The sequence below is a fragment of the Peptoanaerobacter stomatis genome, from assembly GCF_000238095.2.
Classification (GTDB): Bacteria; Bacillota; Clostridia; order Peptostreptococcales; family Filifactoraceae; genus Peptoanaerobacter; species Peptoanaerobacter stomatis_A.
Genome location: NZ_JH815225.1, coordinates 1,917,260 through 1,929,021, shown reverse-complemented (window position 1 = coordinate 1,929,021; position 11,762 = coordinate 1,917,260). Strand labels below are relative to the sequence as shown.

The window sequence follows — 11,762 nt, the reverse complement described above, 5'->3', positions numbered from 1 at the left end:
TGGCTCCGAAGGTGGGACTCGAACCCACAACCTACCGGTTAACAGCCGGGTGCTCCGCCGTTGAGCTACTTCGGATTACAATTGGCTATGACCTACTCTCCCAAGACCCTGCGGTCTAAGTACCATCAGCGATGAAGAGCTTAACTTCTGTGTTCGGTATGGGTACAGGTGTATCCTCTCCTCTTTTATAACCATATTGTTTCTTTCGATTGATATACTTCGCATAACTTCGTTAAGTTTCATATCGCTCGTCGGTCACGTATCCTTAGTACGCTCCCCCTCCTTACTCATTCACTTCCATCGTTCTACTTGTATCTGAATCGAAATATTTTTCATTTGTTATTTAAACATAAGATCTTTTGGTGGAGACAAGGAGATTCGAACTCCTGACCCCCTGCTTGCAAGGCAGGTGCTCTCCCAACTGAGCTATGCCCCCATCTCTTTCGATTGATATACTTCGCATAACATCGAAATATTTTATCTGATTGTACTTTGCACAATCAAAACTGCATATCATCTCTTTTCAAACATATACTTCGTATTACTTCGTTAAACTTCGTATCGCTCGTCAGTCACATAGCTTAGTATGCTCCTTCCTTACTCACTTGTTTGCCTCATACTACTCGCATATCTTTGAAAATACCTTATATTAGTAGGTTAAGTCCTCGACCTATTAGTACAAGTTAGCTTAATACATTACTGCACTTACACTTCTTGCCTATCTACCACTTACTCTTAATGGGGTCTTACTTCTTTCGAATGGGATATCTTATCTTGAGGTTGGCTTCGTGCTTAGATGCCTTCAGCACTTATCCGTTCCGCACATAGCTACCCAGCTGTGCCTTTGGCAAGACAACTGGTACACCAGTGGTGCGTCCATCCCGGTCCTCTCGTACTAAGGATAGCTCCTCTCAAATATCCTACGCCTGCGACGGATAGGGACCGAACTGTCTCACGACGTTCTGAACCCAGCTCGCGTACCACTTTAATGGGCGAACAGCCCAACCCTTGGGACCTACTCCAGCCCCAGGATGTGATGAGCCGACATCGAGGTGCCAAACCTCCCCGTCGATGTGAACTCTTGGGGGAGATCAGCCTGTTATCCCCAGGGTAGCTTTTATCCGTTGAGCGATGGCAATTCCACTTTCTACCACCGGATCACTAAGCCCGACTTTCGTCTTTGCTCGACTTGTTAGTCTCGCAATCAAGCTCCCTTTTGCCTTTGCACTCTTCGCATGATTTCCGACCATGCTGAGGGAACCTTTGGACGCCTCCGTTACTCTTTGGGAGGCGACCGCCCCAGTCAAACTGTCCGCCAAGCACTGTCCCGTACCTTGCTTCAAAGGTTCCGGTTAGAACTCACATAATCAAAGGGTGGTATCCCAAAGTTGGCTCCTGTAAATCTGACGACCTACATTCTCTGCCTCCCACCTATTCTGTACATTAATTACATAAATTCAATACTAAGCTACAGTAAAGCTCCATGGGGTCTTTCCGTCCTGTCGCAGGTTTCCGGCATCTTCACCGGTACTACAATTTCACCGAGTCTGTTGTTGAGACAGTGCCCAAATCGTTACGCCTTTCGTGCGGGTCGGAACTTACCCGACAAGGAATTTCGCTACCTTAGGACCGTTATAGTTACGGCCGCCGTTTACTGGGGCTTAAATTCAAATCTTCGATTTCTCTAAACTCTCCTCTTAACCTTCCAGCACCGGGCAGGCGTCAGCCCCTATACTTCACCTTTCGGTTTCGCAGAGACCTATGTTTTTGGTAAACAGTCGCTTGGGCCTTTTTTCTGTGGCCTACTCTCGTAGGCACCCCTTCTCCCTAAGTTACGGGGTCATTTTGCCGAGTTCCTTAACAACAGTTCTCTCGCTGGCCTTAGGTTTCTCACCTTACCCACCTGTGTCGGTTTTCGGTACGGGCTACTTGTATCTGGATAGAAACTTTTCCTGTCAGTGTGAAATCATTAACTTCGCTACTTTATTCGCTCCCCTTCACAGCTCATATTATCAAGCATACGGATTTGCCTTTATACTCTAACTTGCTGCTTGGACGTGCTCTTCCAGTCGCACGCTTTAACTATCCTCCTGCGTCATTCCTTCTCCTCTTTGGCGATACTCGTAGGTACAGGAATCTTAACCTGTTATCCATCAGCTACGCATCTCTGCCTCGCCTTAGGCCCCGACTTACCCTGAGCGGACGAACCTTCCTCAGGAATCCTTGGGTTTTCGGCCTGTGTGATTCTCACACACATCTCGCTACTCATGCCAACATTCTCTCTCGTATCTTGTCCACAGTCTCTTTCGATTCTGCTTCGTCCTATCATACGATGCTCTTCTACCACTCACGTCTTGCGTGAATCCAAAGCTTCGGTAGTATGTTTGAGCCCCGGTAATTTTCGGCGCAAAACCACTCGACCAGTGAGCTATTACGCACTCTTTTAATGTATGGCTGCTTCTAAGCCAACATCCTGGTTGTCTGTGCAATTTCACATCCTTTTCCACTTAACATACATTTGGGGACCTTAGCTGTTGGTCTGGGCTTTTTCCCTCTTGACTATGGATCTTATCACTCATAGTCTGACTGCCTTTTATCATATATTGGTATTCGCAGTTTGATAGCTTTCGGTAACCTATACGGCCCCTAGAGCATTCAGTGCTCTACCCCCAATATACTTTTTTTTAAGACGCTAGCCCTAAAGCTATTTCGAAGAGAACCAGCTATCTCCGAGCTCGATTGGAATTTCACCTCTACCCACAAGTCATCCCCGAACTTTTCAACGTTCGTGGGTTCGGTCCTCCATTTCATGTTACTGAAACTTCAACCTGCTCATGGGTAGGTCGCCCGGTTTCGGGTCTATGCTGTATAACTTATCGCCCTTTTCAGACTCGCTTTCGCTTTGGATTTGAAACTTAATTTCTTTTCCTTGCTTTACAGCATAACTCGTTGGCCCGTTCTACAAAAAGTACGATGTCACTTATCGCTCCATCTGTTTGTAAGCATATGGTTTCAGGTTCTCTTTCACTCCCCTCCCGGGGTTCTTTTCACCTTTCCCTCACGGTACTTTTCTCTATCGGTTGATTAGTAGTATTTAGCCTTTGGGGGTGGTCCCCCTTTCTTCTCGCAGGGTTCCTCGTGTCCTACGATACTCTGGTACTATCTCGTGCGTCTTCTTGTTTCGATTACCGGACTTTTACCGTCTTTGGTGTAGCTTCCCAGACTACTTCTTCTTCAATACCTCGTCACTTTCTTGATAGTCCTTACCCCATTTAAGTTTCCTTATATGGTTTGGGCTCCTCCCATTTCGCTCGCCGCTACTTTGGGAATCGATGTTTCTTTCTTTTCCTCCACCTACTTAGATGTTTCAGTTCGGCGGGTTCCCTTCCTATTACCTATTTATTCAGTAATGGATACTTAATATCTCTATTAAGTGAGTTTCCTCATTCGGATATCTATGACTATAACGGATGTTTGCTCCTTATCATAGCTTTTCGCAGCTTGCCACGTCCTTCTTCGGCTCTAATCACCAAGGCATTCACCTTATGCTCTTTCTTCCTTAACCTTTTCGTTTTTTTATCCTTAGTTTTCTCTAAGTTGACCTTGCTATTTGTTTACTTGGTGTAAATTGTATAATCCTTTGACTTTTTATTCGGAAAGACTTAATATTTTATTTTTGTCTTTCTTCCTTTTTGTCTGCGTTTTATACTTTGATGATATGCAGTTTTCATTGTACAAATTTCATTTCGTTTGATATACTTCGTCTAACTTCGTTAAGTTTCGCATCTGTACTCAGTTACATACTTTAGTATGCTCCTTCGTCCTTTGCTCGCTTGCCTCGTTATACTCGTATCTGAAACAAAATTATATTTTTTGTTGTTTTATGAACAACAAAAATCGGATAGTAAACTTTTTTCTCCTTAGAAAGGAGGTGATCCAGCCGCACCTTCCGATACGGCTACCTTGTTACGACTTCACCCCAGTTACTAAGTTCACCTTAGGCAGCTTCTTCTTTCGTTAGATCACTGACTTTGGGTGCCCTCAGCTCCCATGGTGTGACGGGCGGTGTGTACAAGACCCGGGAACGCATTCACCGCAACATTCTGATTTGCGATTACTAGTAACTCCGACTTCATGTAGGCGAGTTTCAGCCTACAATCCGAACTTGGACCGTTTTTTTCAGGTTTGCTCTTCTTCACAGATTCGCTTCTCTTTGTTACGGCCATTGTAGCACGTGTGTAGCCCTAAGCATAAGGGGCATGATGATTTGACGTCATCCCCACCTTCCTTTAGGTTATCCCTAACTGTCTTACTAGAGTGCCTGCCTTTACGCACTGGCAACTATTAATAGGGGTTGCGCTCGTTGCGGGACTTAACCCAACATCTCACGACACGAGCTGACGACAACCATGCACCACCTGTGTGGGATGTATACCCGAAGGTATTATTACGACTTTACATCGCTTTTCATCCCCATGTCAAGCTTAGGTAAGGTTCTTCGCGTTGCTTCGAATTAAACCACATGCTCCGCTACTTGTGCGGGTCCCCGTCAATTCCTTTGAGTTTTATTCTTGCGAACGTACTCCCCAGGCGGAACACTTATTGCGTTTGCGCCGGCACCGAGATTCCTCCCGACACCTAGTGTTCATCGTTTACGGTGTGGACTACCAGGGTATCTAATCCTGTTTGCTACCCACACTTTCGTGCCTCAGCGTCAGTTTTAGTCCAGAAAGTCGCCTTCGCCACCGGTATTCCTCCCAATATCTACGCATTTCACCGCTACACTGGGAATTCCACTTTCCTCTCCTATACTCAAGCTTAATAGTTTCAAGGCCGAACAGTAGTTGAGCTACTGCCTTTTAACCTTGACTTAACAAGCCGCCTACGCACCCTTTACGCCCAGTAATTCCGGATAACGCTTGCCCCCTACGTATTACCGCGGCTGCTGGCACGTAGTTAGCCGGGGCTTTCTTGTATGGTACTGTCATTTTTTTCTTCCCATACGACAGAACTTTACGACCCTAGGGCCTTCTTCGTTCACGCGGCGTTGCTGCATCAGGGTTCCCCCCATTGTGCAATATCCCCCACTGCTGCCTCCCGTAGGAGTTTGGACCGTCTCTCAGTTCCAATGTGGCCGTTCACCCTCTCAGGTCGGCTACTGATCGTCGCCTTGGTAGGCTTTTACCCCACCAACTAGCTAATCAGACGCAAGCTCGTCTATAACCGCCTCAGCTTTGATATACAATATTCCCATATCATATATTTTATCTCGTATTAGCTAACATTTCTATTAGTTATTCGTGTGTTATAGGTTGATTACTTACGTGTTACTCCCCCGTCCGCCACTAAGTCTTATATTCCATCCGAAAACTTCACATATGACTTCGTTCGACTTGCATGTGTTAGGCACGCCGCCAGCGTTCATCCTGAGCCAGGATCAAACTCTCAATTAAAATTTGACTTCTCTCAGCATTATTTATCCTTACTGACTTTGTTTGTTTGGTACATTTAACTTATTCTTCATAAGTCTTCTTTGTTTACTATCCGATTTTCATTGTTCATCTGTCCTTTGACAGCTCGTTTATTATATCTCTTATCTTTCTCCCTGTCAAGTACTTTTTTTTACTTTTTTTATTTTCTTTTTTTACTCTCTCACTGAGAGCTTTATCATATTATCATATTTACTTATGCTTAGTCAACTGTTTTTTTTATTTTTTTTTACTTTTTTTATTTTCTTGTCCTTTTTATTATTTTTATTGTTTTTTATCCTTTATTTGATTATATACTTTATTCCATTATTTTGTTTTTTCGTTTCGAATTTTATTATTCTTAATTATACATATGATTACATATTATATTTTTCTTTTTTTATTCTCATTATTTTTTATATGACACTATGCACTAATTAAAACTATATTATATATGATTAAAAATTTGCGTTTTTTCTTTATAAAATAAAAAACCAGAATATCGTCTCTACTCAAATTCAAGTCCCGAGATCACTCAGGTGGGTATCTTGCTTTGGCTATCTGAGGTCCAAAATATGTCCTAATTGAACACTAAGGCTTATCATTGACCAATAGACTACGATTCCCGTATACAAATTGTCGGTTGAATTTAAAATAGATTGACATATATTCCAGTAATTTTCTTTAATTATACAATAATATTGTTTTTTTTTCAATAAAATTATTAAATTTTGATTAAAATAATTTCATTTTTAATTGTTTAGTGTGCTTTTTCTTTCCACTAAGGTATATGGCAATATCATTTCATTTATTTTCTTTTCTTTTGATTTTTCTCTATTTTCTATATCTTTTACTATCATTCTTGCACAAACAGCTCCCATATCATACAAAGGCAAGGATATTGATGTTATTCCAGGTCTTATGATTTTAGTAATCTGAGTTTCATATACCTGAGCAACTTTCACATCATCAGGAACAGCTTTCCCATTGTCTTGTAAATAATATAAACTTCCAAGCGTCGCTTCATCTATTGATGATATTATAGATTTGATATTTTTATTTTTTTTCATTGCGGATTCTACCAATTTATATGTTTTTTCTACTGTATCCGCTCCATATATTATTTTACATTTACTTAATTTTATATTTTTTTTCTTCAAAGCTTTTTTTAGAATTTCTTCTTTGCTGCTTTCTTTATAATCATCTTCTTTTTTTTCAGGCCTTAAATAAATGATATCTCTGTCATCTTTATCAGTAACTTTTTCTATCAGCTTGACAAATGCCTCTACTCTGTCAACATCTACATAGTCTATTCCCGGAATCATAGGTGTACCTAATGTGTAATAAACTGTCGGAATTGCGGATTTTTTTAATTTCTTGTCGAGTTCTTCATTGATGTTTTGAGTTATAAATATTATTCCTGCAACTTGTTTGGACTTCAATAGATCTACATAAGCTATTTCTTTACTGCTTTCGCAATAAGTGTTGCATAATATAGTGTCATATTCATACATTCTGGCTATTTCTTCAACTCCGTTTAAAAATTCACTCATAGTATATTGAGATGAACCAGGTGTTATTACACCTATGAGTTGACTTTTTTTCATAACTAAGCTTCTTGCTACAGGATTTGGTACATATCCTGTTTCTTCTATAACTTTGAAAACTCTATCTCTTATATTACTACTAACTGGTTTTGAATCGTTTATTACTCTTGACACCGTTGATATTGATACCCCCGACATCCTTGCTACATCTTTAATTGTAACCGGCATTTTACCCTCCTAATTCTTTCTAAATATTATTTTTCGATAAATTAAAATTCAAAATTTTAAATAAATGTCGAATTATTATAGATGTAATTCATATTTAAAACAAAAAATTAGTTAAAGATACAAATTTATTAATAAAAATAATATAAATCTCTATCAAAAGTATAATACCAGTTAGTATTTTTTATAGCTACTGTTCAAAACTTTTAATACTTAAATCTTGCTATAAATGTTATAAAGCTATTCACCAACTTTTGAAACGATAATTATATTAATCTTAAATCAAATTTTTAACATTTAAATTATATAATAAAAAAAGAAATATTGCAATAAAAACGTTTTATTTTTATTATTAACATTATAAAATATTAATCCGATATTGTAATAATAATCATTTATAATCACAAAAATTTTAGATTTGATTACTTTATATTTTGTTGATTAGCAATAATTTTGTTGTAATGTAATTACATGGCGATTTAATGTTTTTTAGTATTATACTAAAAGTTAATAGAATAATGGATATTTCTGTTTTTAAGAGTTTATTTGCTAAGCAAATCAAGTATATTTAAAATATAATTTTTATCCATTAATTAAATATTAGTATTAATCATTTGATTAGATAATATGAATGAAAAATAAAATAAACTATTCATAATTTTTAAAAAAAAGATTGCACTTGATATAAATGCAACCTCTAATCATATTTCCATACATTATTTATTTTTTGGTATGTAGCGTAGTCACTACAATATCAGGCTTGTTGAATAATCTCACAGTAAATATAGTTCTTCCAAGACCCCTACTTAATATCATTGTTGTATCACTTTTTTTATAGATACCGCCTGTATATTTAGGAAAAAAGCCTTCACCAGGAGTTAAAAGTCCTTTACCAAATAATCTTACCTGTCCTCCATGCGCATGACCTGAAAACACTAAATCTACTTTATTTTCTACATATATTTCAAATTTTTCAGGTCTGTGAGAAAGTAATATTGCCAGCTTCTCTTCATCTATATATTTTTTAATATGTTTCAGCTTCTCTTCAAATATGACGTACCTTGTTTTTTTGTCATAAAACGAAGGATCCTTTAAACCGTATATTTGGATAAAATCATTCTTTTTTAGTATTTTCTCCATCTTATTATCTATAATCTTTATTCCGAACGATTTTATAATTTTACTATGCTTTTCCCAATTTTTGTCTCTTTGTTCATGATTTCCTGTTACAAAATATACAGGATACAGCTTTGATATCTGTTTCAAAAATATAAGTGAATTTTTTATCTTATGTGTATAGCTATAATATATATCTCCTGTTATTACTATTATATCAGGAGTTTCTTGTATTATTTTTTTCAGCAGTCTTTTTTGATTTTTTCCAAATAACTTATTATGCAAATCTGATATTTGCAATATTTTAAAACCTTCAAAATTATAAGGTACTTTATCAGAATTATAATCAATATATGTCTTGCTGATAGAATTATTTTCTCTATATATAAATCCTGCAAGCAAAAATGAACATAGTGTTGTAAGTTTAAATATATTCTTTTTCATAAATAATACCTTTTCATCAACAAAAGCTACTATTAATAATTATTTTATATCTTTTACTTCATACCCAGTATCATCCACAGCTTTTCTAAGCACCTCTTTATCAATAGGTATATCAGATGATATTATAGCTGTTTTTTTGATATGTGATGCTTTTACTTTTTCTACACCAGGCACTTTTCTTAGGGCATCAGCTATGTGGCTTTCGCAATGTCCACACATCATACCTTCTATCATCATAGTTGTAGTATATTTATATTTTTTTTCAAAAAGTCCGAACATAACATCCTCCTTATATGCAAGATAAATAATTAAATATTTTGTTAATATTCTATTATTGTAAGCAATCTAAGCAATAATCTATAAAACTGTTTTTAAATAAATCAATATTATAAAATATATTATGTTTAATACTTTTATAAATACTATATTTTAAACAGTATAAAAAATTATAGCACATTTATATCAAAAAAACAATTTTTCAAATAAAATTTAATTTCACTTTTTATGTTTATCTCACTCTTAAAAAAATTATTCATTATTGGATCTTTGGCGTTTTCTGTCATATCTTACAGATTTTTTATCTTTATTTCCTTTTTCATTGCCATTTTTCTTATCTTGACGATTTCTATGTTCTTGATGATTTTTTCTGTTATCGGATTTTTTGTGATAACTCCTCTTATCACTTCCTGCTCTGTTTTTATTTTCAAATTTTCTATATTTTTTGCTCAATTTTAATGGCGACTCACCTGTCAATCTGACTGCAGCTTTTTTCTTATCGCTCTTTGTCATTATTTTTAGCGCAGACGCTATCAAATCTACTGCATCATAAGTTTCCAACAATGTTTTAGCAATTTTTTCAAGTTGTTCTTCTTTTCCATTTGTTATGGTATCCACTATTTTATCTGAAGCTCTTAAATATATTGCTTCTTTGGCTTGTGCACCTGTAGGATTTTTGTATTTCTCCATTTTACTTTTTGTATGGCGTTCTATCTCTTGCAAAAACTCCATTTCTTTTGGATGAACAAAAGTAAATGATATTCCTGTATTGCCGGCACGTCCTGTTCTTCCTATTCTGTGTACATAGCTTTCAATTTCTTGCGGCAAGTCAAAGTTTATTACATGTGTAACCCCTGATATATCAAGACCTCTTGCAGCCACATCAGTTGCAACAAGTATATTTATATGTCTCTTTTTAAATTTTTCCAAGACTTTTTCTCTTTTTTCTTGTCGCATATCTCCATGTATGCCTTCTACTTTGTAGTCTCTTAATTGTAATCCGTTTATAAGTTCATCAACTCTTCTTTTTGTTCTTCCAAATATTATACAAAGAGGAGGCTGATATATGTCAAGCAATCTGCAAAGAGCTTCAAATTTCTCATGTTCACTTATCTCAATATATTTTTGGTCTATCGCATCTACCGTCATTGCTTTTGATTGCACTTTTATATGTGCAGGTTCATTCATAAAAGTTTTGCTGATATTTTTTATTCTGTCAGGCATAGTAGCAGAAAACAACATAGTTATAAGTCTATTAGGCATTTCATTCAATATTTCTTCAACATCTTCAATAAATCCCATAGACAACATTTCATCAGCTTCATCTAAAACAACTGTATTTATATATTCAGTTTTTACCGTTCTTCTTCTTATATGATCCATTAATCTGCCGGGAGTTGCAACTATTATGCAAGGTCTGTCTTTTAATCTTTTTATCTGCTTTGTAATCTCTTCACCGCCATAAAGAGCTACCGATTTTGACGGATAATATTTTAACAATCTGTTTATTTCCGCACTCACTTGCAAAGCAAGTTCTCTTGTAGGCGTCATTATAACAGACTGTATTTTTTCACTTTCAAAATCTATATTTTCTATTATAGGTATCCCGAATGCCACTGTTTTTCCGGTACCTGTTTGAGATTGTCCTATAACATCTTTTTTTTCAAGCGCAATAGGTATTATTTGCTCCTGAATTTGTGTCATACTTTCAAATCCCATATCATCTATGGCTCTCAATATATTCTCATTAATACAGTTTATTTCTCTAAAATTCATACATTCTCCCTTTACATCTACAATGTTCATATGAATATGAACTAAACCAAAACCTAATAGAGCAAAAATAATTCTATTAATGATACCAAGTTTCAGATTATAACATAACTCTATAATTCAACTGCCTAAATAAGCATATAATTAAAAAACGGCTTAATATAGGTCTTTATTCAAAAAATAATAAAATATTTATGATTTTTACACAATTATTGATATAAAATTATACCATTAAAATTAATATACCATATATATTTAAAAAAATATCACAATTTATATAAAAAACTAAGGAAAATTGATTTTATGACAAAAATAAAAGCCTGATTTTTAATGAAAAAACAGGCTTTCATCTGATTTTGACATTATCAACATTTACATAATAATTTTTAACAAAATTTAACCGAGAAATAATTCTCGGTTAAATGAATTGTCTAATTATTAAAGTTTAACTACATTAGCAGCTTGTGGTCCTCTTGCTCCTTCAGTTATTTCAAACTCTACTGCTTGTCCTTCGTCAAGAGTTTTGAATCCATCTGTTTGTATAGCTGAGAAATGTACGAATACATCGTCTCCGCCTTCTCTTTCTATAAATCCGAATCCTTTTTCTGCATTAAACCATTTTACTTTTCCAGTCATTGTAAATGCCTCCTTAATAAATATAATTTTTAGTAACTCAAAAACTGTGGAACTTTTAAAAAAACATTACGTGTGACCCTTATTGTAAATAAAATTATATTATTAAGGCAAACAAAAACATTTTTTTACTTCCAAATTTATTCAATTACATTTGATAGAATAACACAGTTTTTCTAAAAAAGCAAGTATAATATTAACTATTTTAAGCTTTACAAAAATGAAAATTACAACATTTTACAAAAATATTACACAATTCATATTTCAAATATATTTATTA

At 35.5% G+C, this 11,762-nt stretch carries 5 protein-coding genes, 2 tRNA genes, 3 rRNA genes and 1 other RNA gene; all 11 read right to left on the bottom strand.

Features of this window, described 5'->3' with window-relative positions; translation table 11 throughout:
• The 11 genes from HMPREF9630_RS08370 to HMPREF9630_RS08325 all read right to left on the bottom strand — a co-directional run bounded on the left by HMPREF9630_RS08370 (position 1) and on the right by HMPREF9630_RS08325 (position 11,485).
• A tRNA-Asn gene (locus HMPREF9630_RS08370) sits at positions 1–75 on the bottom strand.
• Positions 76–79: 4 nt separating this feature from the next.
• Positions 80–196, bottom strand: a 5S ribosomal RNA gene (gene rrf / locus HMPREF9630_RS08365).
• 164 nt (positions 197–360) lie between these two features.
• Positions 361–436, bottom strand: a tRNA-Ala gene (locus HMPREF9630_RS08360).
• 217 nt (positions 437–653) lie between these two features.
• Positions 654–3,565, bottom strand: a 23S ribosomal RNA gene (locus HMPREF9630_RS08355).
• 359 nt (positions 3,566–3,924) lie between these two features.
• A 16S ribosomal RNA gene (locus HMPREF9630_RS08350) occupies positions 3,925–5,453 on the bottom strand.
• The 16S, 23S and 5S rRNA genes sit together here with 2 tRNA genes alongside, the layout of an rRNA operon.
• A 502-nt stretch (positions 5,454–5,955) precedes the next feature.
• Positions 5,956–6,149: non-coding RNA, 6S RNA (ssrS, locus tag HMPREF9630_RS10115), on the bottom strand.
• A 71-nt stretch (positions 6,150–6,220) separates the two neighbouring features.
• Positions 6,221–7,243, bottom strand: a complete 1,023-nt coding sequence (locus HMPREF9630_RS08345) for a LacI family DNA-binding transcriptional regulator (RefSeq protein ID WP_009528054.1) — start codon at positions 7,241–7,243, stop codon at positions 6,221–6,223.
• Between the two features lie 717 nt (positions 7,244–7,960).
• Complete coding sequence (locus tag HMPREF9630_RS08340; RefSeq protein WP_009528053.1) at positions 7,961–8,800, bottom strand: metallophosphoesterase; 840 nt, start codon at positions 8,798–8,800, stop codon at positions 7,961–7,963.
• Positions 8,801–8,839: 39 nt separating this feature from the next.
• Positions 8,840–9,079 carry a heavy-metal-associated domain-containing protein gene (locus tag HMPREF9630_RS08335; protein ID WP_009528052.1) on the bottom strand — a complete coding sequence of 80 codons (240 nt, stop codon included), beginning with the start codon at positions 9,077–9,079 and terminating at the stop codon, positions 8,840–8,842.
• A 249-nt stretch (positions 9,080–9,328) separates the two neighbouring features.
• Positions 9,329–10,852, bottom strand: a complete 1,524-nt coding sequence (locus tag HMPREF9630_RS08330) for a degradosome RNA helicase CshA (protein ID WP_009528051.1) — start codon at positions 10,850–10,852, stop codon at positions 9,329–9,331.
• Positions 10,853–11,287: 435 nt separating this feature from the next.
• Complete coding sequence (locus tag HMPREF9630_RS08325) at positions 11,288–11,485, bottom strand: cold shock domain-containing protein (RefSeq protein WP_009526398.1); 198 nt, start codon at positions 11,483–11,485, stop codon at positions 11,288–11,290.
• Positions 11,486–11,762: the final 277 nt, after the last annotated feature.